This is a genomic window from Flavobacterium sp. CFS9, assembly GCF_041154745.1.
In the GTDB taxonomy this organism is placed as follows: domain Bacteria; phylum Bacteroidota; class Bacteroidia; order Flavobacteriales; family Flavobacteriaceae; genus Flavobacterium.
The window spans coordinates 127,372-150,802 of the sequence record NZ_AP031573.1 but is presented as its reverse complement, the minus strand read 5'-3'; the positions used below and the strand labels follow the sequence as shown (position 1 = coordinate 150,802).

Annotated in this window: 16 protein-coding genes; 8 read left to right on the top strand and 8 right to left on the bottom strand. The window is 37.6% G+C overall.

Going from position 1 to position 23,431, the window contains the following annotated elements; genetic code table 11:
* Positions 1 to 46: 46 nt before the first annotated feature.
* The 5 genes from ACAM30_RS00415 to ACAM30_RS00395 form a co-directional block, all read right to left on the bottom strand.
* On the bottom strand, positions 47 to 619 hold the full coding sequence (locus tag ACAM30_RS00415; protein WP_369616712.1) for a DinB family protein: 573 nt from the start codon (positions 617 to 619) through the stop codon (positions 47 to 49).
* Positions 620 to 676: 57 nt separating this feature from the next.
* Positions 677 to 1,186 (bottom strand): Crp/Fnr family transcriptional regulator, encoded by a 510-nt coding sequence (locus tag ACAM30_RS00410; protein ID WP_369616711.1) that lies wholly within the window; start codon positions 1,184 to 1,186, stop codon positions 677 to 679.
* Positions 1,170 to 1,811: a class I SAM-dependent methyltransferase gene (locus tag ACAM30_RS00405; RefSeq protein WP_369616710.1), complete on the bottom strand. Its 642-nt coding sequence runs from the start codon at positions 1,809 to 1,811 to the stop codon at positions 1,170 to 1,172. Before ACAM30_RS00405 ends, ACAM30_RS00410 begins: the two co-directional genes overlap by 17 nt.
* 207 nt (positions 1,812 to 2,018) lie before the next feature.
* Positions 2,019 to 3,095, bottom strand: coding sequence for a DUF418 domain-containing protein (locus ACAM30_RS00400; protein WP_369616709.1), 1,077 nt, complete (start codon positions 3,093 to 3,095; stop codon positions 2,019 to 2,021).
* A gap of 72 nt (positions 3,096 to 3,167) precedes the next feature.
* The gene (locus ACAM30_RS00395) at positions 3,168 to 3,734 is read right to left on the bottom strand and encodes a Crp/Fnr family transcriptional regulator (RefSeq protein ID WP_369616708.1); all 567 of its coding nucleotides are present in this window, start codon (positions 3,732 to 3,734) and stop codon (positions 3,168 to 3,170) included.
* A gap of 326 nt (positions 3,735 to 4,060) precedes the next feature.
* Between ACAM30_RS00395 and pyrR the strand changes: the two genes are divergently transcribed.
* The 6 genes from pyrR (at position 4,061) to ACAM30_RS00365 (ending at position 8,620) form a co-directional block, all read left to right on the top strand.
* Positions 4,061 to 4,600, top strand: a complete 540-nt coding sequence (pyrR, locus tag ACAM30_RS00390) for a bifunctional pyr operon transcriptional regulator/uracil phosphoribosyltransferase PyrR (RefSeq protein WP_099708618.1) — start codon at positions 4,061 to 4,063, stop codon at positions 4,598 to 4,600.
* Positions 4,601 to 4,785: 185 nt separating this feature from the next.
* Entirely contained in the window at positions 4,786 to 5,715 is a 930-nt protein-coding gene (locus ACAM30_RS00385) for an aspartate carbamoyltransferase catalytic subunit (RefSeq protein ID WP_017497616.1), read from the top strand.
* Between the two features lie 165 nt (positions 5,716 to 5,880).
* Complete coding sequence (locus tag ACAM30_RS00380) at positions 5,881 to 6,213, top strand: ribonuclease Z (RefSeq protein ID WP_369616707.1); 333 nt, start codon at positions 5,881 to 5,883, stop codon at positions 6,211 to 6,213.
* A gap of 95 nt (positions 6,214 to 6,308) precedes the next feature.
* On the top strand, positions 6,309 to 7,214 hold the full coding sequence (locus ACAM30_RS00375) for a ribonuclease Z (protein WP_369616706.1): 906 nt from the start codon (positions 6,309 to 6,311) through the stop codon (positions 7,212 to 7,214).
* Between the two features lie 77 nt (positions 7,215 to 7,291).
* The gene (gene pdxH, locus ACAM30_RS00370) at positions 7,292 to 7,936 is read left to right on the top strand and encodes a pyridoxamine 5'-phosphate oxidase (RefSeq protein ID WP_369616705.1); all 645 of its coding nucleotides are present in this window, start codon (positions 7,292 to 7,294) and stop codon (positions 7,934 to 7,936) included.
* A 171-nt stretch (positions 7,937 to 8,107) separates the two neighbouring features.
* Positions 8,108 to 8,620, top strand: a complete 513-nt coding sequence (locus ACAM30_RS00365; protein WP_369616704.1) for a CAP domain-containing protein — start codon at positions 8,108 to 8,110, stop codon at positions 8,618 to 8,620.
* A 283-nt stretch (positions 8,621 to 8,903) separates the two neighbouring features.
* Here ACAM30_RS00365 and ACAM30_RS00360 read toward each other — a convergent pair whose 3' ends face one another.
* The 3 genes from ACAM30_RS00360 to ACAM30_RS00350 all read right to left on the bottom strand — a co-directional run bounded on the left by ACAM30_RS00360 (position 8,904) and on the right by ACAM30_RS00350 (position 20,326).
* On the bottom strand, positions 8,904 to 10,844 hold the full coding sequence (locus ACAM30_RS00360; RefSeq protein ID WP_369616703.1) for an OmpA family protein: 1,941 nt from the start codon (positions 10,842 to 10,844) through the stop codon (positions 8,904 to 8,906).
* 11 nt (positions 10,845 to 10,855) lie between these two features.
* Positions 10,856 to 11,773 (bottom strand): type IX secretion system membrane protein PorP/SprF, encoded by a 918-nt coding sequence (locus ACAM30_RS00355; RefSeq protein ID WP_369618630.1) that lies wholly within the window; start codon positions 11,771 to 11,773, stop codon positions 10,856 to 10,858.
* A 156-nt stretch (positions 11,774 to 11,929) separates the two neighbouring features.
* The gene (locus ACAM30_RS00350; RefSeq protein WP_369616702.1) at positions 11,930 to 20,326 is read right to left on the bottom strand and encodes a choice-of-anchor L domain-containing protein; all 8,397 of its coding nucleotides are present in this window, start codon (positions 20,324 to 20,326) and stop codon (positions 11,930 to 11,932) included.
* Positions 20,327 to 20,827: 501 nt separating this feature from the next.
* On the opposite strand from ACAM30_RS00350, the gene ACAM30_RS00345 reads away from it, so the two are divergent.
* The gene (locus ACAM30_RS00345) at positions 20,828 to 21,313 is read left to right on the top strand and encodes a histidine phosphatase family protein (protein WP_017496680.1); all 486 of its coding nucleotides are present in this window, start codon (positions 20,828 to 20,830) and stop codon (positions 21,311 to 21,313) included.
* 5 nt (positions 21,314 to 21,318) lie between these two features.
* A complete protein-coding gene (ppk1, locus tag ACAM30_RS00340; protein WP_369616701.1) occupies positions 21,319 to 23,388 on the top strand; it encodes a polyphosphate kinase 1 in 2,070 nt (689 codons plus the stop codon).
* Positions 23,389 to 23,431: the final 43 nt, after the last annotated feature.

The window sequence follows — 23,431 nt, the reverse complement described above, 5'->3', positions numbered from 1 at the left end:
TTTCGAAACCCCATTTGCGTTTGTAAGTGGGGTTTCGTTTTTTAGGCTATGAAAGTTCATGTACGGGAACGGTCTTTTTCATAGCCTCTTTTATAGTGTCGATTTGTTTCAGATGCCGCAGGATATGATGAATGAAAAACTGAAAAGTATCTCCCAGTTTTAGTCTTAGTAAACCGGATATAGAAGTAGGGATTTTAATGCGATTCAAACTCACATTTTTGGCTTGTTCCAGTAGTGTTAATAATTCAACTTGTTGGTTGATGAATGTATCGATTACACTCCTGTCCAGTTTAGAGTTTAATGGATTTTTGTCCTTGAAAGTTTTCATTTTGTTCAGCTTTTCTTTAGGAAGCATGCTTTTGGCAAAGTAGCCTCCCAAAAATCCGCTTTTAAAATGGGTGTCAGAAGAGGTTTTGGAGTTTTTTATTTTGTCTTTTATCTGAGGCAGGTAATAGTCACTGTACAAATTCAAATGCTCCATGCATTCCAAAATGTTCCATGATGTTGCCGCTTCTCTCCATGTCAAGGTTTGTATATCGTCATTCTTAAGTTTCTCTGCCTGATTGATACTATCTCTCGTTTGATCGATTAGTAATTGTATGAGTTTTTCTGATTGCATAGGTTTAATTTTTCAAACAAAGTTTCAAAATGTTTTGCTGAAAAATATTGATCGAAGTCAAGACTTTTTTAATCTTGATAAAGTCTCGGGTGTCATTCTTAGATAGTTGGCAATGTGTTTGTTCGGGACTTCCTGAAAAAGCTGCGGACTTCTCATTAAAACTCTTCGGTATCGTTCTTTTGGAGAGTTGGTTAAAATGTCAATTTCACGTTCCATTTGCTGCACTACTAAGTTTTCTAAAATAGAAATCCATAGGTTTTTATTGGCTTCAATTTTTAAAAACTGATCGATTTGTTTCTTTGTTATAACCTTTACAACTGTTTTTTTAATCGCCTGAATACACAAATTAGAAGGTTTTCCGGTTAAGAAAGAATCCAGCGACACAATTAAATTTTGCCGGTAGCCAAATCGAATGATTTGTTCCTCATCGTCATCATCCAGAACAAAAAGACGCAGACTGCCGCTTTCTACAAAGTAAATAGTATCGTCCATACTGCCTTTTACTTTAAGAAATTCATTTCTGTTTAGGGTTATTGTTTTTTCAGAAAGTTCAATGATTTCGTTCATTTTTTTGAGCAATTAGTATCGTATGGATTTCAGTATTTTCAGATTTTGGATATTTGATCTCAAACAATTGAATGATCTTGAAATTATTTGCAAAAAGTTGTTTTTCGATATACTTTAAACTATGATAGTAAAAATAGGTTCGGTCTCCAGTACTTCCCGAAATGAAACCTGATTCAGAGGATTGTCCTTCAACAAAACTAAGATAAAAAATACCGTTAGGACAAAGCATCTTCTCAGCGTCGCAGATTAGTTTCGAACAATCTTCCTCAGATAAATAGGGTAAACAAAAACCGCAGATGATAGCATTAAATTTTTGATTTACTTTGTTGAGGTTTCGCGTGTCCATTACTTCAAACCTGGCAGAAGGATTGTTCTTTTGTGCTAATTCAATCATGTTGGGTGCAATGTCAATACCCCAGATTTTTAAATTGGTTTTCTTTGATAATAAGTACTTTGTGATATTTCCGGGGCCACAACCAATTTCAAAGATATGGATCTGTTCGTTTTTTAAAACATCACAAAAAAAGTCATAAGTTTCATTGTACAGATTTAAATCCATGAATTTACTTTGATAAAGAGTCGCAATTTTATCCCAGGTTTCGAAAGTTTCCTTGTATTTATCCATCGTTTTAATTCTGTTTTTGCTCCATAAAGAATAAGTTTACGGGACTTTTTTAAGATGTTCTACTGCTAAAGTATAATTTTAAATTGAAGGAAGGAAAAAAGTTTTTTTGATGTAAACTTTTAGTTCAATCTCTAGCTTCAAAGGATGTTTTTTGGACAGTTTATGTCAGGTTCAAGATGATTGGGCGCTGGGTTCAGTAAAATTTAGTTAGTGGGTTATTTTTCGCATAAGGGCTTCAAATGGACCATTCTTAAAGTGTCTTGACCAAAGTTTACTAAAGTAGTAACTGATTACAAAATACGCAATTGAATATAGTAAAATGTAAATTGGCTTTGTTGCTTCCTGATCCGCCAGATTTTCAGCTAAATCTTTGTTCATCAACACAGCAAATAAAATGATTCCAATAGTAAGATGTGAAATATAGTGTGTTAGCGTCATTTGACCTGTTGGTGCAAAATTTTGGATATATCGATTGCTGATGTTTTTTTCTCCGATATACATAAAGAAGGCTATCACCATCAGAGCAAATCCGGATGTACTTAATATGAAAGGGAGGTATGGAGGGAGATAATCGGCGTTGATGAATAAATGTAAATTCTCTGAAAGCACAAATTGGCTTGAGAATAATTGTAATAATGCTATCGTTACATATATCAAAAGCCCAATCACAAACATTTTCTTCTGTATTTTGATGTTGGTCCAGTTTAGTCTTCCGAGATACATTCCTAAAAGAAAATAAGCAATCCAGGGGAATACAGCATTCCAGCCATTGTAAAAAGTATTTCTGATAAACCCGTTCACGGTATAAAAATCTTTGTATTGAAAAGTGGCAATGTTCCAGCCTGTTTCATAGGGGATGAAAAAAATTAAAAAGTGAAAACTAAGGACAGCCACAGTCGCCAGAAACAGAAAAAACCTTTTGTCTAAAAATATTATAAAAGCAGTTATGGACATGTAGCAACCGTAAAAATGCAAAATATCGGCAGGCCACACCAGGTTAAGCAAAAGTCCAATGACAAATAAAAAAACAGCTCGTTTGAGGATGGTATTTCTCAGCTTGTTTTTCTCGGCAGTAGTATATTCAAGTCTGTTGGTCATAAGTGCAATACCCATTCCGGCCAGTATTACAAAAACAGAGCTTGAGTTGCCGCTAAAAAGAGACATAAATTGTGCAATGGTACTTTGGTCGTTATGAGAACCAAAAACCATATTGAAATTAACAATAAACATTCCGAAGATGGCATATGCCCTTGCCAGGTCAAATCCTATAATTCTTTGTTTCATTTTTTTATATTTTATGAAACAAATGTCGAAATGATAAATCACGGGAAATTTGACTTAAGTCAAATAATAGATTTAAATTTTGGATCGGATTCTGCTTAGAGTTTCTAAAGATATTCCAAGATAAGAAGCAATATGCGTAAGCTGGATGTTTTTGATAATATGCGAATGTTCTTTAATTAATTTAAGATAGCGGGTCTTAGCATCCAGTGTGCGAAACTGAAACAAGCGGTCTTCCAGCCAAATTGCATAATATTCAGTAAGCATCAAATCTAATTCTGTCAATTTTGGGAATTGCTTTTTTGCATTCTGAAATCCTTTATAGTCAGTTTGTGAAATAGTGATGTCTGTGACGGCCTGAATGAATTCTTTACTTGGCTTTTGCAGACAATAACTATTAAAAGATACCGCGATATCATCTTTAAAATATAATTCTGTAGTGATTTCTTTTCCATCATCGAGATAGTACTTTCTGACAATCCCTTCTTCTATAAAGTAACTTTTACTGCAAATTTCATCTTGCTGTAATAAAAATTCTCCTTTTTTTAAAGTCCTGGTAGTTGAGATGCTATTTAAAACGGCTAAGGTTTCTTGATCAAGACTGCCTATAAAAGTATCTATTTTTGTGAGATAAGAATTCATTTTTTCGGTACGTATTCGATTTTTAAAGACGATATGGGGTGAGAAGAATAGGTAAGTTTGTTTTGGTTTGTCAAATATAATAAAATAGCAAAAAGTACTTGATTAAATTAAGTTACGCCGATCATGTTGTACGAAAGGTTTTCTTAACTTAATGTTGTTTCATGAGCAATGAATTTTAATTTATCGCTATTCATTCCTGCTGAATTTAAAAAGAATGCTTTGTGGTATTACAACGCTAAAAATTTATTCAAATATTTGTATTTAGAAAGAGACAACAAATAAATTCTGATTTTGTATATTTGCCCAACCAAACATTATACTTAATTATGAGCCAAAAAGTATTACTTAATTCAAAAGAAGTTACTATCATACTCCATCGTTTGGCTTGTCAGTTAATCGAAAAACATCTTGATTTTTCAGATACTATTTTAATCGGAATTCAGCCAAGAGGTGTTTTTTTAGCCGAACGTCTGAAACAGATATTAGAAAGCGAGTACAAGACACCCGAAATTTCTCTGGGTTATTTGGATATCACCTTTTTTAGAGACGATTTCCGCCGTACGGATAAACCGCTTGAAGCAAATAAAACCCAAATCAATTTTATAGTCGAAAATAAAAAAGTCATTTTTATTGATGACGTTTTGTTTACCGGACGAAGCATTCGTTCCGCATTAACAGCTATTCAGTCTTTTGGAAGACCTTCAGAAATTGAATTGTTAGTTTTAATTGACCGACGTTTTAGCCGTAATTTACCAATTCAACCCGATTATCGCGGCCGTCAGGTCGATGCTATTAATGGCGAAAAAGTAAAAGTGAGCTGGAAAGAGAATGATGGTGAAGATGTTGTTCATTTAGTGACAAATTAGTTTAATCGGTTAACCGGTTAATTGTTTAATCGGAAAACCCAAACGATTAAATGATTAAAGAAATTAAAAAAGTTGAACTGTTAAATCAGTTAAACGTTGGATCGCAAAGAAGACGATTAAACGGTTAAAAAAATAAACGATTGAACAGTAAAACGATTAAACAAATAAACAATTAAACAATAAAGATGAAAGAATTAAGCGTAGATCATTTATTAGGAATCAAATATATCAACGAGAATGATATTAACCTGATTTTTGAAACGGCCGATCATTTTAAAGAAGTCATTAACAGACCTATTAAAAAAGTTCCTTCATTACGAGATATTACCATTGCCAATATTTTCTTCGAAAACAGTACGAGAACAAAACTTTCCTTCGAATTGGCACAAAAAAGATTATCGGCTGATGTGATTAGTTTTTCGGCAGCCCAGTCTTCAGTTAAAAAAGGAGAGACTCTTATTGATACTGTAAATAATATCCTTTCGATGAAAGTGGATATGGTTGTAATGCGCCACTCCAATCCCGGAGCGGCTTATTTTTTATCCAAAAATGTCAAAGCCAGTATTGTGAATGCCGGAGACGGAGCACACGAACACCCAACTCAGGCTTTATTAGACAGTTATTCGATTAGAGAAAAATTAGGCGATGTAGCCGGAAAAAAAGTGGTTATCGTAGGAGATATTCTGCATTCGAGAGTAGCTTTGTCAAACATATATGCTTTGAAGATGCAAGGCGCTGAGGTAAAAGTTTGCGGACCAAAAACACTGATTCCAAGATACATTGAATCACTAGGTGTTACAGTTGAACCAAATTTACGTAAAGCTTTAGAGTGGTGCGATGTTGCTAACATGCTTCGTGTTCAGAACGAACGTATGGATGTGAACTTTTTTCCTTCTACACGTGAATATGCACAGCAATATGGAGTAGATAAACCCTTATTGGATTCTCTAGGAAAAGAAATCGTAATCATGCACCCTGGACCAATTAACAGGGGAGTGGAGATTACTTCTGAAGTGGCTGACTCTGATCATTCCGTGATTTTGAACCAGGTTGAAAACGGAGTAGCGATCAGAATGGCGGTGATTTATTTGCTGGCTTCTAAGATTCAGCAATAATTGATATAGTTTTCAGTTTTTGGTCGCAGTTTTCAAACCGTTCAGTTAAGACTGGATGCCGCGACTGAAAACTGAGAACTGTGACCGAAAACTGAGAACTGCTCCCGAGAACTAAAAAAACTTCGTACCTTAGCTTTTCAAATCAGAAGTGTATATAGTATAAAAATGAAAGTAGATCAAAAAGGACATACCGTTACAATTAAAGATACTCAGGGGGATTTTAATGCTTTTTTAGAAAGAGTAACGCAACAGTTTAAAACCTTTGAAAAGCAAAATATTATAATCGATTTATCAGCAGATAGTGATGTTTCGGAAAAAGAGGTGGAACTTTTTTTACCTCTGGCCAAGCAGCAGAAGAAAGCCAAAAAATCATTTGTAATAGTAGTTTCTGATCTTGACTTTAATGCCATTTCAGATAAATTAGTCGTTGTTCCGTCACTTTTGGAAGCACATGATATTATCGAAATGGAGGAAATCGAAAGAGACCTTGGTTTTTAAATAAGTTTAATTGTTTATTCGGTTAACTGTTTAATCGATTTAAATTAGTTTTAGCCGATTAAACGATTTATCAAATAAACGAATAAACAGTAAAATTGAAATTAACCATATTAGGCTGTTATGCCGCAACTCCCAGAACAATAACTAATCCTACTTCACAGGTTTTAGAAATACGAAATCGTTTATTTTTAATTGATTGTGGTGAAGGAACACAGGTTCAGCTTAGAAAGAATAAGATTAAATTCTCAAAAATAAATCACATCTTTATTTCGCATCTTCACGGAGATCATCTTTATGGATTAATCGGTACTATTTCTACTTTTTCTCTTTTGGGAAGAACGACCGATTTACATATTTACGGACCAAAAGGGATTAAGGAACTTATTCTGCTTCAATTAAAATTGACGGAATCCTGGACGACCTACAAATTGTTTTTTCATGAATTAGAGTCAACAGAAAGTGAAGTTATTTTTGAAGACAGTAAGGTTATTGTAAAAACAATTCCTTTGAAGCATCGCGTGTATACAAACGGATTTTTGTTTCAGGAAAAACCCGGTGATCGAAAATTAAATGTAGAAGCGGTTCAGCAATACAATATTCATACTGCCTATTTTCAAAAAATAAAAGGCGGCGGTGACGTTACACTTGATGATGGAACTGTAATAAAGAACAAAGAACTATCCTTTGATCCTATTCCGTCAATGAGTTATGCATTTTGTTCCGATACAATGTATCACGAAGACGTACTTCCTATAATTAAGGATGTTGACGTTTTGTATCACGAATCTACTTTTTTGGAATCAGAAGCCGCTTTGGCACTGAAAACGCTACACTCAACCGCAAAAGAAGCGGCAACAATTGCGCTTAAAGCAAATGCAAAGAAGTTAATTCTGGGGCATTATTCAACACGTTATGATGGTATCGAACGTTTTAAAGAAGAAGCCGAAACCGTTTTTTCAAACACACTTTTGGGAGATGACGGGAGGAGTTTTGAGTTTTAAGTTGTGAAATGTAAAATGTAATTTACGCGTTGTGTAAAAATCAGCAATCAACAGTCAGCAATCAAAAATCTAAAATCATGAACGATTTAAGTAATTATAGAAAATCTTACGAAAAGAGTGAATTATTAGAAACGAATATTCCCGAAGACCCAATTAATCTGTTTAACCGATGGTTTCATGAGGTAGAAGATTTTGGTGCAAGCGGAGAAGTTAATGCCATGACGGTATCGACAATTGGATTGGATGGTTTTCCAAAATCAAGAGTGGTTTTATTAAAGAGATTTTCAGAGGAAGGTTTTATTTTTTATACCAATTATGATTCGGAAAAAGGGAAGGCGATAGCCGCAAATCCACATGTTTGTTTGTCTTTTTTCTGGCAGGAGATGGAACGCCAGGTAATCATAAAAGGAATAGCTGTAAAAACATCAGAGAACATATCAGATGGTTATTTTGATTCTCGCCCCGATGGAAGTAAATTGGGAGCGATTGTTTCGAAGCAAAGCGAAGTGATTCCGTCTCGAACTTTTTTGGAAGAAAATTTGAAAAAACTGGAGAAAGAGTTCGAAGGAAAACACATTCCGAGACCTGAAAATTGGGGTGGTTTTTTAGTAACTCCTTTAGAGGTAGAATTTTGGCAGGGAAGACCAAATAGATTGCATGACAGAATTCGTTATCAAAGCCAATCTGACTTTTCATGGAAGATTGAAAGGTTATCTTCTTAGCTTGTAGGATAATTACATTTGATTATAAAATTATTGCGTATTTTGTCGATATTATTTGTAGTTTAACGATAAATTGAATAAGTTTGAGAAAGAAACAGATCAATTTATTTTAATAAATATTTAAAGGATTTGCCCCAACATCTACTTTAAAAATTAAACTACTATGTCATTATGAAAAAGATGATGCGTAACATGAGGTTCGTTGCAATAGTTGCCCTACTAGTTGCAATGAGCTCCTGTTCAGCGGACAGTGCAGAAGGTAGTGAAAATGCTACTACATCCCAGACTGTCGTTGCTAACTACAATTACAATGATTCGGAAATCGAATCGATGAAACTTATCAATAATTACCGGGTAAGTATTGGTCTAAATGCTCTGCAGGGAATCAATCACGTTTCATTTAAGTGCGAAGAGCACAATAAATACATGATCGAAAACAATGTGGTCGATCATAATGATTTTACTGCGCGTTCCAATAATATCATGAGTGTTTTAGGTGCTAAAAAAGTAGGTGAAAATGTTGCTTACAATTATAAAACTTCTGAGGCTGCTTTAAGAGCCTGGTTAGATAGCCCGGGACACAAGGCAAATATTGAAGGAGACTATACTCATTTTGGTTTGTCGGTTTCGATTGACCCTAAAAGCGGAAAGAAATACTATACTAACATCTTTGTGAAGATGTAGAGAAAATATTAGACTAGTTAGTTTTTATAGATCGTTGCAATTCCGGGAATTGCAACGATTTTTTTTGGAAGTATATGTAATAGTCAGTAAGGTATGCCTGATGTGAAAAATGGGTCAGTTGCTCTGAAAGAACCTCAACTGCAGCAAAGCGCTATGAGTCATGTTATGGTTTATGCCCTGAAAGGGAAAAAGCATTATCCCTAATAAAAAAAATCCAAATTCCAAGAACTGACTAGGTTCTGATTGGAATTTGGATTTTTCAGGAATATTTGAGTTTGGTTTTTTACAAAGCCGTAATTATAAATTCGCTTCTTCTGTTCATTTGATGTTGTTCTTCTGTACATGGTACACCGTCAGAACAGCCATTTACCAGTTGGGTTTCTCCATATCCTTTTCCGGTCAGTCTGTTTTTAGCGATTCCGTTTTTAACGAGCCAGTCAATCGTTGATTTAGCTCTTCTGCCGGATAAGGCTGCGTTGTACTGATGTGTAGCACGACTGTCTGTATGTGAGCGAATATCAAGTTTCATTGTTGGATGGCTGTTTAAGACATCAAGTATTTTTTCTAAATCCAGAGCAGCTTCTGTACGGATATTTGATTTATCCAGATCAAAGTAAATCATTTTGATACCAAAACATTTTCCTAAATCATCACCAATGGTGACTTTACAGGCGGATTTATCCAAAGCAATAGGAAGACTGGTTTTTCCGGTTAGTTTTCCAATGGTAATATTAATTTCCTTGGTTGTATATTCTTCTTTTTCTGCTCTTACATTATACGTTTTTCCACATTCGACAGGGAAACTGTAAAAACCGGTTGCATCTGAAATAGTAGTGTTTTTTATATTGCCCTGATTGTCATACAAGGTTAATTTTGTGTTTGGCAAAACGGCTAAGGTTTCAGCGTCTGTAATGATTCCGTTTAGCTCTTGTATGCATTGTAGTTTTCTTGTTTCGAGAAATTTGTAGATATCATCAGAACCTTGTCCGCCATCTTTATTAGAACTAAAATAGCCTCTTCTGGATGCAGGATCAATGATGTAGGCAAAATCATCTTTAGGTGAGTTAACATCCGCTCCAACATTCTGAATATTGCTTATGGTTCCGTTATCTTCGATTTGACCTACAAAAACGTCCAGACCACCTAATCCCGGATGTCCGTCAGAAGCAAAATAGATTTCATTATCGCTGGTAACGTATGGAAATGTTTCTTTTCCTTGTGTATTTATAGTTTTACCTAAATTCATAGGTGTGCCATAACTGCCGTTGCCATTGATGCTTACTTTATAAATATCAGACTGTCCTAATGTTCCGGGCATGTCTGAAGCGAAATAGAGTGTTTTTTCATCAGGACTAAGTGCAGGATGTGCTGTACTGTAATTATCACTGTCAAAAGGAAGTTCGGTTATGTTCGCCCATTTTCCGTTTTCAAGAGTGGCTCTGTATATTTTGATTAAAGTAATTTTGTTATCATCTTTTCCTTTTTTACCGTTTATATAATTGTTTCTGGTAAAGTAGACTGTCTGTCCGTCTTTCGTAAAAGCAGGGGAAGACTCGTGAAACTTTGTATTAAGAGATGTTTTAAATTTATTAACTTTCGCTGTACTGTTGGCAGCAGGATCTGTATCGGCAAAATACAAATTCGTAAAATACTCTCCGGTCCATTTGTGTTTGCGTTGCGAAAAGTTTCCGGTATCCCGGGCAGAGGCAAAGTATATTTTACCGTTGTACACAAAGGAACTGTAATCGGAGTATTTAGAATTGATTCCGGCATCTTCAATTTTGTATCGACCGGAATTGGCTTTGATTTTGTCCAGATAATTAACATCCTCGGCATATAATTTTGCTCTGTCGTCGTTTTTAGATTTAGCCAAAAATTCCGTCATAATTTTAGCGGCCTTATCTGTTTGTCCGGTTGATTTTAAACATTGTGCATATCGATAGTAATACTCTGGCTCGACAGCGGTGTTCATCGCAAATAATTCACCGTACCATTTTGCAGCAGCTTCAAAGTTCGAATTGAAGTAGTATGAGTTTCCGAGCTTCTTAAACAAATCTTCCGATTTGTATCCTTTATCAGCTACACGTTCATAGGTTTTAATAGCGTCGATATACGCATAATTATCGTAGTTTTTATCAGCACTATTAATTTTCGATTGTTGCGCATAGCTGCCGGTTGAAAAAGAACAGATAATTGTTAAGCAAAGGAGTATATAATTTTTCATAATCGTAATTTTTAGAAGAAACGTGGCGTTGTCATTTTACCATTGTTTTTGAAGAATTCGTAACGCAGGAATATCTCATGTGATCCTGAATTATAGTTGTTTAAACGTGTGGTTTCGCGATCGTACCCATAACCAAGGTAGAGACCGTCGGTAATCTGGAATCCTACCATAGCACTCAGTGAAGCGCTCCATCGGTAGGCTGCTCCAACCACAAGTTTATCCATGAACATAAAGTTGGCAGAAACATCTACCTGAAGCGGAGCTCCTTCGACCATTTTGGTCAGTAAAGCAGGTTTGAATTTGATGTATTGAAGTCTGTCAAGATCAAACACATATCCGGCTATTAAATAATAATTGATTTTATCTTTGTAAATGGCGTAATCATTATCATCGTATCGATTGGTTTCGATAAAATTAGGTACTGACAAACCAATGTATGCTTTATCAGAATGCCAATAAACTCCGGCTCCCACATTCGGTGAAAACTTATTGTTTAAATCCTGAAACTGTGGATCTCCCTGATTCTCCGGGTTTAATTTGCTGATATCCAGGTTGAACAGATTTGCTGTTCCTTTGATACCAAACGAAAGTTTAAAATCAGCTGAGGTTTGAACGGTATAGGAAAGGTCTACAGAAAAGTTATTTTCGTTAGTAGGGCCAATTTTATCATTTACCAAAGTGGCTCCGATTCCTAAATTACTATTATTTATAGGGCTATTGATTGAGAAAGCGCTGGTTTCCGGAGCCCCGTCGAGCCCAACCCATTGGGTGCGGTATAATCCAAAAACACTTAAAGCTCCTCGCGATCCCGCATAAGCCGGATTAATGTTTATGGTATTGTACATGTATTGCGTAAATTGTGCATCTTGCTGTGCATAGCTCGCAATTGTTACAAACATAATGACGAAGAAAAATAATTTTGTTCTCATAGTGGTATTTATTATTTTCATTAGTACTACTTTTTATCAATTTAAATTGTAAAAAAGTTTATGCATTTGTATATATCAAAAATAAGGATTTTTTTTATTAATTAATTGCAAAAGCTTCTTTATGTACTTGCTATGCAGTGAGATATGTTTTGTTTTTTATTTTGATAAATATAAGTAACCATCTTTTTTATTATTCTGAAGTACATTATTTCCGTCCAGTGATTTGTAGTTAATAATGTAGAAATAAGTTCCCGTTGGTAGCCCGTCAGATTGTTTCACTGTGGTTCGGCCCCTTGAAATTCCGTCGAAGGCATTGGTTTGATTGTTGTAATTATGTGTTTCAAATACCAATACTCCCCAGCGGTTATAGATTTCTACATCATTCTCAGGATAACAAGTGGTATCACCAATACTGTCTATAGTGAAGACATCGTTGATTCCGTCACCATTTGGAGAGAAAGCATTGTGAACTACTATACTTCCACAGGCAAGTACTTTGCAATCATCATTTATTACCATATTCAGTACAATACTTCTTGGACAGCTTGCGTCAGGTATATTGTATTCAAATGTATAATTTCCTATTGCCAGACCTAAAGGATTGAAATTGTTTCCTTGTATGCTGTTGGTATTATTGTTGTCTACCCAGATTCCATTAGTAGGAGTATTTTCAGGTAACAATGAAAGCAAGTTAATAATGGTCGAATCATCGTTACAGGCTGAACTGTTAACAACCGTTCTTTCGTTAGGAGTTGCTGTGATTGTAACAGTTGCAGTAGCAGTACATGATTGGTTTCCTTTGTTTACAGAAGATGTTGCTATTAGAGTATATGTACCAGCCGGTAAATTGGTATTTCCAACAGTTTCATTTTTTTCATTTTTAATGATAACGGTAGAACCAGGGCTACTAGTCACCAGGATTGAACCAGTTCTTCCGTTCGAACAGTTCACATTTGTAGCAACTCCGGATACTGAAACTTTGTTTTCTACCGTAAAGGTTTGAGTCAGTAGTGTTTTATTACCGGCACAATCTGTTAAAGTATAAGTTCGTGTTAGAATGTAAGGACTTCCATCACAACCGCTTCCTCCATTATCAGCGTCACTTACAGTAATGTTTACTGTACTGCTGCAATTATCCACAGCATTTGTTATGTCGCTCGGGTTTCCGGCAGGGATATCAGCAATAGTTTGCAGATTTGCTACATTTACCGGAGCTGTTCCTGTAGGCGGAGTGGTATCTTTAACGGTTATGATCTGAGTGTAAGAAATTGTATTTCCACTACAATCACTGGTGGTCCATTTACGGGTTAAAGTATAATTGGTACTACATTGATTCTCAGAATTGGTTTTTGTTTCGCTGAAAACGATTGGTAAGTTACCGCTACAATTATCGGAAGCCTCCATATTTGCCGGCTGAGGTACAGCATCACAAGAAACAGTAATATCGGCAGGCAATGTTCCGGTAAAGGTTGGTTTTGAAGTATCCTGAATAGTAATCACCTGAGTGAAAGTATCAGAAGTATTTCCACAATCGTCTTTCACCGTCCAGGTATTGGTATAGGTTCCGGCATTAGAGCAACCTTCAGAAGCTACAAATGAACCGCTTACTTTTACAATATTCGAAACATTGGTATCACAAGCATCTGTAGCGGTTGGGAATAAAGCCTGTGCGGCGGTTAAACCTGCTGTATCGCTACATTCTAATGTTTTGTCTAAAGAAGCAATCTGAGTAGACCATGTTGGTTTTGAAGTATCCTGAATAGTAATCACCTGAGTGAAAGTATCAGAAGTATTTCCACAATCGTCTTTTACGGTCCAGGTATTGGTATACGTTCCGGCATTAGAACAACCTTCAGAAGCTACAAATGAACCGCTTACTTTTACTATATTGGAAACATCGGTGTCACAAGCATCTGTAGCAGTTGGGAATAAAGCCTGTGCGGTGGTTAAACCTGCTGTATCGCTACATTCCAGTGTTTTGTTTAAAGAAGCAATCTGAGTAGACCATGTCGGTTTTGAAGTATCCTGAATGGTAATCACCTGAGTGAAAGTATCAGAAGTATTTCCACAATCGTCTTTTACGGTCCAGGTATTGGTATACGTTCCGGCATTAGAGCAACCTTCAGAAGCCACAAAAGCACCGCTTACTTTTACGATATTCGAAACATCGGTATCACAAGCATCTGTAGCGGTTGGGAATAAAGCCTGTGCGGCGGTTAAACCTGCTGTATCGCTACATTCCAGTGTTTTGTTTAAAGAAGCAATCTGAGTAGACCATGTCGGTTTTGAAGTATCCTGAATGGTAATCACCTGAGTGAAAGTATCAGAAGTATTTCCACAATCGTCTTTTACGGTCCAGATATTGGTATACGTTCCGGCATTTGCACAACCTTGTGAGGCCACAAAAGCACCGCTTACTTTTACAATATTGGAAACATCGGTGTCACAAGCATCTGTAGCGGTTGGGAATAAAGCCTGTGCGGCGGTTAAACCTGCTGTATCGCTGCATTCCAGTGTTTTGTTTAAAGAAGCAATCTGAGTAGACCATGTTGGTTTTGAAGTATCCTGAATGGTAATCACCTGAGTGAAAGTATCAGAAGTATTTCCACAATCGTCTTTTACCGTCCAGGTATTGGTATACGTTCCGGCATTTGCACAACCTTGAGAGGCTACAAAAGCACCGCTTACTTTTACGATATTCGAAACATCGGTATCACAAGCATCTGTAGCGGTTGGGAATAAAGCCTGTGCGGCGGTTAAACCTGCTGTATCGCTACATTCTAATGTTTTGTTTAAAGAAGCCGCTGCAGTAGACCAGGTAGGAGCAGTAATATCTTGTACAATTATCACTTGACTAACAGGAAGAGAGGTGTTTCCACAAGCATCAACAGCAGTCCAGGTTCTGGTTTGTGTATAAGAACCCGCACATGCACCAGGTGTAATAACATCTTGGTAAGTTAAAGATGAAATCACTCCATTATTATCTGTTGCGGTGGCAGTAGCAAATACTGGTGTCGCAGGACAGTTAATAGTAGAAGATTGCGGCAGAGGGTCAATTATTGGTTTAACAGAATCTCCATCAATAATAGTAACTGATTTAGATATGGTACAAGAGTTCGCATCTGTAACAGTTACGGTATAAGTTCCCGCAGTAAGATTACTTGCTGTAGCAGCTGTTCCACCAGAAGGGGACCATAAGTAAGTATAAGCTGGAGTTCCGCCGGAAACAGTTACAGTAGCTGATCCTGTATTGTCACCTCCACAACCTACATTCATTTGTGAAGTGGTAGCAGTTAGAACTGTTGGTTCAGTGATGGTAAAAGTTTTAGTAATGGTACAAAGATTAGCGTCTTTAATGGTCACAGTATACGTTCCGGCAGCTAAATTAGAAGCCGTTGCAGCAGATCCTCCGGATGGAGCCCAGGAGTACGTATAAGCTCCGGTTCCTCCTGAAACGGTTACCGTTGCAGAGCCATTTGTTCCAGCATTACAAGACACATTAGTTTGTGATGTTGTAGCAGTCAATGCAGCTGCAGGTTCGGTAATGGTTACAGTTTTAGTAATCGTACACAGATTAGCGTCTTTAATGGTCACAGTATACGTTCCGGCAGCTAAATTAGAAGCCGTTGCAGCAGATCCTCCGGATGGAGCCCAGGAATAAGTATAAGCTCCGGTACCTCCTGTAGGTGTTACTGTTGCGGAACCTGTTGTACCTGATTTACAAAGTACGTTGGTTTGTGAGGTGGTTGCAGTTATAGCAGTTGGTTCAGTGATGGTAAAAGTTTTAGTAATGGTACAAAGATTAGCGTCTTTAATGGTCACAGTATACGTTCCGGCAACTAAATTAGAAGCCGTTGCAGCAGATCCTCCGGATGGAGCCCAGGAGTACGTATAAGCTCCGGTTCCTCCTGAAACGGTTACCGTTGCAGAACCTGTTGTCCCTGCATTACAAGCTACATTGGTTTGTGAAGTAGTAGCTGTTAGAGCAGCTGCAGGTTCGGTAATGGTTACGGTTTTAGTGATACTACACAAATTAGCATCTTTTATGGTCACGGTATAAGTTCCTGCAGCTAAGTTAGAAGCCGTTGCAGCAGATCCTCCGGATGGAGCCCAAGAGTACGTATAAGCTCCGGTTCCTCCTGAAACGGTTACCGTTGCAGAACCTGTTGTCCCTGCATTACAAGCTACATTGGTTTGTGAAGTAGTAGCTGTTAAAGCAGCTGCAGGTTCAGTGATGGTAAAAGTTTTAGTGATAGTACACAGATTAGCATCTTTGATGGTCACAGTATAAGTTCCGGCAGCTAAGTTAGAAGCCGTTGCAGCAGTTCCTCCTGATGGCGACCAGGAATAAGTGTATGCTCCGGTTCCACCTGTAGGTGTCACTGTTGCAGAACCTGTTGCATCTGATTTACAAAGCACGTTGGTTTGTGAAGTAGTAGCCGTCAAAGCAGCTGCAGGTTCTGTGATCGTAAAAGTTTTAGTGATGGTACAAAGATTTGCATCTTTAATGGTCACGGTATAGGTTCCGGCAGCTAAGTTAGAAGCCGTTGCAGCAGTTCCTCCAGATGGTGACCAGGAGTACGTATAAGCTCCGGTTCCACCTGTAGGTGTCACTGTTGCAGAACCTGTTGTCCCTGCATTACAAGCTACATTGGTTTGTGAAGTAGTAGCTGTTAAAGCAGCTGCAGGTTCAGTGATGGTAAAAGTTTTAGTGATAGTACACAGATTAGCATCTTTGATGGTCACAGTATAAGTTCCGGCAGCTAAGTTAGAAGCCGTTGCAGCAGTTCCTCCAGATGGTGACCAGGAATAAGTATAAGCTCCCGTTCCTCCTGCAGGTGTAACTGTTGCAGAACCCGTTGCATCTGATTTACAAAGTACGTTGGTTTGCGTAGTAGTAGCAGTTAGAACTGTTGGTTCAGTGATGGTAAATGTTTTAGTGATGGTACACAGATTAGCGTCTTTAACGGTTACAGTATACGTTCCGGCAGCTAAATTAGAAGCCGTTGCAGCAGTTCCTCCAGATGGTGACCAGGAGTACGTATAGGCTCCGGTTCCTCCTGCAGGTGTAACTGTTGCAGAACCCGTTGCATCTGATTTACAAAGTACGTTGGTTTGCGTAGTAGTAGCAGTTAGAACTGTTGGTTCAGTGATGGTAAATGTTTTAGTGATGGTACACAGATTAGCGTCTTTAACGGTTACAGTATACGTTCCGGCAGCTAAATTAGAAGCCGTTGCCGCAGATCCTCCGGATGGAGCCCAGGAATAAGTATAAGCTCCCGTTCCTCCTGCAGGTGTAACTGTTGCAGAACCCGTTGCATCTGATTTACAAAGTACGTTGGTTTGCGTAGTAGTAGCAGTTAGAACTGTTGGTTCAGTGATGGTAAATGTTTTAGTGATGGTACACAGATTAGCGTCTTTAACGGTTACAGTATACGTTCCGGCAGCTAAATTAGAAGCCGTTGCCGCAGATCCTCCGGATGGAGCCCAGGAGTACGTATAGGCTCCGGTTCCTCCTGAAACTGTTACCGTTGCAGAACCTGTTGTCCCTGCATTACAAGCTACATTGGTTTGTGAAGTAGTAGCGGTTAGAGGCGCTGCAGGTTCGGTAATGGTTACGGTTTTAGTGATACTACACAAATTAGCATCTTTAATAGTCACAGTATAAGTTCCGGCAGTTAAGTTTGAAGCTGTTGCTGCTGTTCCTCCGGAAGGTGACCAGGAATACGTATAGGCTCCTGTTCCTCCTGCAGGTGTAACTGTTGCAGATCCCGTAGCATCTGATTTACAAAGCACGTTGGTTTGTGAAGTAGTAGCTGTTAAAGCAGCTGCAGGTTCTGTGATGGTAACAGTTTTAGTGATGGTACACAGATTAGCATCTTTGATGGTCACGGTATAGGTCCCAGCGGCTAAATTAGAAGCCGTTGCAGCAGTTCCTCCGGAAGGTGACCAGGAATACGTATAGGCTCCTGTTCCTCCCGAAACTGTTACTGTTGCAGAACCCGTTGTATCTGATTTACAAAGCACATTGGTTTGTGAAGTAGTAGCTGTTAAAGCAGCTGCAGGTTCTGTGATGGTAACAGTTTTAGTGATGGTACAAAGATTTGCATCTTTAATAGTCACAGTATAAGTTCCGGCAGCTAAGTTTGAAGCTGTTGCAGCAGTTCCTCCGGAAGGTGACCAGGAATACGTATAGGCTCCTGTTCCTCCCGAAACTGTTACTGTTGCAGAACCCGTTGTATCTGATTTACAAAGCACATTGGTTTGTGAAGTAGTAGCTGTTAAAGCAGCTGCAGGTTCTGTGATGGTAACAGTTTTAGTGATGGTACAAAGATTTGCATCTTTAATAGTCACAGTATAAGTTCCGGCAGCTAAGTTTGAAGCTGTTGCAGCAGTTCCTCCGGAAGGTGACCAGGAATACGTATAGGCTCCTGTTCCTCCCGAAACTGTTACTGTTGCAGAACCCGTTGTATCTGATTTACAAAGCACATTGGTTTGTGAAGTAGTAGCCGTCAAAGCAGCTGCAGGTTCTGTGATGGTAACAGTTTTAGTGATGGTACACAGATTAGCATCTTTGATGGTCACGGTATAGGTCCCAGCGGCTAAATTAGAAGCCGTTGCTGCTGATCCTCCGGAAGGTGACCAGGAATACGTATAGGCTCCTGTTCCTCCCGAAACTGTTACTGTTGCAGAACCCGTTGTATCTGATTTACAAAGCACGTTGGTTTGCGAAGTGGTGGCAGTTATAGCTGTTGGTTCTGTGATAGTGAAAGTTTTAGTAATCGTACACAGATTAGCATCTTTAATGGTTACGGTATAAGTTCCGGCAGCTAAGTTTGAAGCCGTAGCTGAAGTTTGTACCGGAGAGGTATTCCAGGAGTAGGTATAAGGCGAAGTTCCTCCGGCAGGAGTTACTGTTGCAGAACCTGTTGTTCCTGCATTACAGGTCACATTGGTTTGTGAAGTGGTAGCGGTTAAGACAGCACTCGGCTCCGTAATAATGATTTGTTTGGTACCGGTACATCCTTTGGAGTCGGTAGCGGTTACGGTGTAAGTTCCGGCAGCCAGGTTAGAAGCCGTTGCTGAGGTTTGTACCGGAGTGGTGTTCCAGGAGTAGGTATAAGGCGTACTTCCTCCCGAAGCAGTTACCGTTGCAGAACCTGTTGCTCCTCCTTTACATTTTACGTCAACATGCGAAGCCGCAGTTTCGGTTATCACAATGTTGGTTTGGCTTACAACAACTGGTTTTGTGTCAGAACAACCGGATTGTGTATTTTGACCTTTGATATAATAAGTTCCCACTGGCGCTGCAGTTGGTGTATTGTATGGAATAGTGGCAGCAGCATCTTGCCAATAGGTGTAAGTTAATCCCGAAGTACTTCCTGCGGTAACAGCTGGCAAAGTAAGGTCGGCAGTTCCATTTACGCATACAGGCGCAGGATTAGTGATAACTAAAGTGTTTGTAGCAAAACTTTTTGCTTTTAAAAATACACCGGCATCCCATTGCTGATCTGAGGCATCGGCAATGGCCATTTTTATTTTGTAAGTTTTTCCCGCTGTAACAGCATAAGTAGCAGTAAGAACTACTGTTGAACCATCGTACTCCATAGTGGTGGAACCAGGGGGATTGTTTGAATAATAGGTAGCATTTTTTGCCGGAAAAGCAACGTTATTTACGTTTGTCCCGGCAGAATGTATGTTGTTTATGGTTACGGCATCACCGTTTGGTAATTGTGCAAGATTGATAGCGTTATTGGTATAAGTTCCGGTAATTCCAAAACCACTTAAAAAGAAACCGAATGCATCATTAAAATCGGTATTTACGTATTCCAGATATTCTTCTGAAGCAAAAACGAATTTGAATTCTACAAGATTACCATCCGGAATAAAATTAAATTCTAATATAGAGGCATCATGCATCGTTTCTCCCGAAATTGCAGTTAAATCCTGATCACTTGCTGCACTTACCATTGCATCCGATTTGTTGGTATAGGTATTCGGCCCCATGGCAGAGCTAATTTTTCCTGTAGATAAAAGAAGTCCTTCGTCGATTGGAAAGGTTGAAGTACCCTTGCTGAAATAACCCAATTGACGATCTCCCGCAGTAGCAGACCAGGTGTGATCGACCCAGGTCCAGTTGTTGTTGTTATTTCTGTAATAACCGAAACGAACATTACTGATGGTCAAACAGCCGGAGGTTAGTATGTTACGAACCAGCTGATCCGCACTATAAGCATTATAGCCAGTAGAAGAATTGGCGACATCAATAGAGCCGGCAACAGCTGCCAGTGCACTAACAGCTTCTGTAGAAGCTGCTGTTTTTGCCGACTTTGAGGTTGCCTTGCTATAAGGAAGAGTATTTCCATATCTAACAGGGATTTCCTGAGCAACAACTGCAGAAGAGTACATGGCTAATCCTAAAATTAAAATTAAAAATGATTTTAAACTAATTTTGGAAAAGGCATCTTGATGAGCGTTTTTGTGAAACGGGAAAAAATAGGTACCACATTTAATGAAATTTCCCACTTCTGGTAGAGTAGTTTTAGTTTTCATATTTTAGGATTTTGTTTTTTGAAGTACTTGTGATATTTTAACAAAACCAAAGTTATAAGGTGTAATTAATTTTGTTTTTTTTTCTCCGTAACTAACCTAAAAACTCGTTGAAGTGTATTTTTTTTGTTAAATGAAGCGTTAAAAAACACTTTTTTTAGACATTTTTGACAAATAAAAAAGGGTCTAAAATTTATATTTCCCATTAAAAACCGAATTTTAAAAATGATTTAAATGTTTAATATTCAATTATTTAGATTGTTTTTTGAGAATAGTAATACTATCGACTAAGTGCTTGATTTAATAGATGAAGAGCACTTTTTGTTAAAAAGAGAGATTTTTCTTTTTTTGATTTTTGAGATTTTAGACGGCGGTGCTATCCGTTAAAATTTTGCTTAAATGTTAACAGAAGTAAAAAAATGAAAAGGTTTAGAATTTCTTTTGTAAATTAGAAGTTCAATAAAAAAATCATCTTCAGTAAAGAAGTTTGTAAACCTTTTGCTTATGAAAAACTTAATTTTAATACGCCATGCAAAATCAAGTTGGGAAGCTCCGTTAAAAGATTTCGATAGACCTTTAATGAAAAAAGGCATTTTAGACGCACACGACGTATCGTCTACAATTTTAGAGTTTCTTCCAAAAACCTATATAATGTGGAGTAGTACTGCTGCAAGGGCCCTGGAAACAGCGCTCATTTTTGCACAGAATATTTCATATCCTCTGGAAAGTATCATTTTTAAAGACGACCTTTATACTTTTGATGACAGACAACTCGAAAAAGTTATCAAATCATGTGATAATAGTTTTGAAAGCGTTATTCTTTTTGGACATAACGAGGCTATTACAAATTTTGTTAATAAATTTGGGGATGTTTTTATCGAAAATGTACCTACGTCAGGCTTTGTATCACTACAGTTTGATGCCGAAAGCTGGGACAGCATTCATAAAGGTAAAACTCATAAAACAATTTTCCCCAAAGATTTAAAATAGATAAAGTGTACGAACAGAAATATATCGATAGAGAAAAGAGTTGGTTAGCGTTTAATGCAAGAGTACTTCAGGAAGCCGGAGATAGTTCAGTTCCACTTTTAGACAGGTTGCGTTTTGTTGGAATTTTTTCCAACAATTTAGATGAATTTTTTAGAGTTCGTTATGCGGCAATTCGAAGATTAAGCCTTTCCGGAATTTCCGGTGAAAAATATTTAGGAGGAGTTTCAGCGCACCAATTAATTAAAGACATTACCGAAATTGTTATTCAGCAGCAATCTGAAAGTTTGCGCATTTTGGGAAATATCGAAGCAGAATTGGAAGCCGAAAATATCTTTATTATCAATGAAGATCAAATTACAAGAGATCAGGAGAGCTATCTGAAAGACTTTTTTGTTCAGAAGTTAAGCCCTGAATTGGTAACCATCATCTTAAATGATCTGGCAGAATTCCCTGTTCTTAAAGATACCTTGGGATATTTGGCAGTTCGCCTGGAAATGAATACCAACGACGAAGTTCGCTATGCTGTTATCGAAATTCCTAAAACAATAAACAGGTTTGTAGTTTTACCATCAGAAGATGATAAACAATATGTGATACTGATTGATGATGTAATTCGTTACAATCTGAAAAACATATTCAATATTTTTGATTACAAAAGTGTCTCGGCACATATGATCAAAATTACGCGTGATGCCCAGTTGGATATCGACAGCGATTTGAGTAAAAGTATGCTCGAAAAAATTGCATCATCTGTAAAAGACAGAAGAATAGGAGAGCCCGTTCGTTTTATTTATGATAATTTGATCGAGGAAGATACATTGCGTTTCTTTTTAGATAAAATGAAAATCGTTGAAACTGATAGTATAATTCCGGGAGGACGTTATCACAACAGACGTGATTATATGAGTTTTCCTAATTTGGGACGTTATGATTTACTATATAAACCAAATGAACCTTTGCCAATTCCGGGTTTGAGTCTGGAGGGAAGTATTTTAGAAAAGATTAATAAAAAAGATTATTTGCTGCATGCCCCGTACCAGTCATTTTCTTATCTGACAAAGTTTTTGCGTGAAGCTGCTTTAGATCCAAAAGTAACCAGTATAAAAATTACGTTATACCGTTTGGCAAAAAACTCACAGATTATCAGTTCCCTGATTAATGCTGCGAAAAATGGTAAGAAAGTAACGGTTCAGATTGAACTTCAGGCACGATTTGATGAGGCGTCCAATATTTCCTATGCCGAGCAAATGCAAACGGAAGGAATTGATTTGATTTTTGGAATAAAAGGCCTAAAAGTACACAGCAAAATTTGTGTGATCGAAAGAGTAGAAGAAGGAAAAACACGCCGCTACGGATTTATTTCAACCGGAAATTTTAACGAATCGACGGCTAAAATCTACACCGATGTAACCTTATTCACCTGTCATCAGCAAATTTTGAAAGACATTTCTAAAATATTCGAGTTCTTTGATATCAATTACCGAGTACACCGATACAAACATTTAATTGTATCCCCACATTATACCCGAACAAAATTCATCAAATTAATCGATCGTGAAATTCTGCATGCGCTGGCAGGTAGAAAAACACATATTAAGTTGAAAATGAATAGTTTATCTGATTTTAAAATGATCGATAAATTGTATGAAGCCAGTAATGCGGGAGTTAAAATTCAACTTCAGGTAAGAGGAATTTGTTCGCTGATTCCGGGAATTCCGGGAATGAGTGAAAATATCGAAGCCATAAGTATCGTAGACAATTATCTGGAACATTCAAGAGTTTATATTTTTGGAAATGCCGGGTTGACCGAAGTATACATTTCATCAGCCGATTTCATGACCCGAAATCTTGACGGAAGAGTCGAAGTCACCTGCCCGATTTATGATCTTCAAATAAAGAAAGAACTGATAGATAATTTCAATATAGCATGGAAAGGGAATGTCAAAGTGAGATATCATTCCTATAAATTGGATAATAAATACAAGCCTAGAAATCATCACGCCCCATTTAGAGCACAGTTAGAAACGTACAAATACTATCAGAATAAAATAACAGTTCAGGAAGAAGTGGTGTAGCGTAAGCGATTAATTAAAAACAATAAAAAAAATAAAATCATAA

What these genes read in the sequence shown, in the direction of transcription:
- ACAM30_RS00395 (WP_369616708.1), bottom strand. Translation starts at nt 3,734, where the DNA reads ATGAATTCTTATCTCACAAAAATAGATACTTTTATAGGCAGTCTTGAT.
- ACAM30_RS00405 (WP_369616710.1), bottom strand. Translation starts at nt 1,811, where the DNA reads ATGGATAAATACAAGGAAACTTTCGAAACCTGGGATAAAATTGCGACT.
- ACAM30_RS00365 (WP_369616704.1), top strand. Translation starts at nt 8,108, where the DNA reads ATGAAAAAGATGATGCGTAACATGAGGTTCGTTGCAATAGTTGCCCTA.
- ACAM30_RS00350 (WP_369616702.1), bottom strand. Translation starts at nt 20,326, where the DNA reads ATGAAAACTAAAACTACTCTACCAGAAGTGGGAAATTTCATTAAATGT.
- ACAM30_RS00345 (WP_017496680.1), top strand. Translation starts at nt 20,828, where the DNA reads ATGAAAAACTTAATTTTAATACGCCATGCAAAATCAAGTTGGGAAGCT.
- ACAM30_RS00380 (WP_369616707.1), top strand. Translation starts at nt 5,881, where the DNA reads ATGAAAGTAGATCAAAAAGGACATACCGTTACAATTAAAGATACTCAG.
- ACAM30_RS00385 (WP_017497616.1), top strand. Translation starts at nt 4,786, where the DNA reads ATGAAAGAATTAAGCGTAGATCATTTATTAGGAATCAAATATATCAAC.
- ACAM30_RS00410 (WP_369616711.1), bottom strand. Translation starts at nt 1,186, where the DNA reads ATGAACGAAATCATTGAACTTTCTGAAAAAACAATAACCCTAAACAGA.
- ACAM30_RS00415 (WP_369616712.1), bottom strand. Translation starts at nt 619, where the DNA reads ATGCAATCAGAAAAACTCATACAATTACTAATCGATCAAACGAGAGAT.
- ACAM30_RS00400 (WP_369616709.1), bottom strand. Translation starts at nt 3,095, where the DNA reads ATGAAACAAAGAATTATAGGATTTGACCTGGCAAGGGCATATGCCATC.
- ACAM30_RS00355 (WP_369618630.1), bottom strand. Translation starts at nt 11,773, where the DNA reads ATGAGAACAAAATTATTTTTCTTCGTCATTATGTTTGTAACAATTGCG.
- pdxH (WP_369616705.1), top strand. Translation starts at nt 7,292, where the DNA reads ATGAACGATTTAAGTAATTATAGAAAATCTTACGAAAAGAGTGAATTA.
- pyrR (WP_099708618.1), top strand. Translation starts at nt 4,061, where the DNA reads ATGAGCCAAAAAGTATTACTTAATTCAAAAGAAGTTACTATCATACTC.
- ACAM30_RS00360 (WP_369616703.1), bottom strand. Translation starts at nt 10,844, where the DNA reads ATGAAAAATTATATACTCCTTTGCTTAACAATTATCTGTTCTTTTTCA.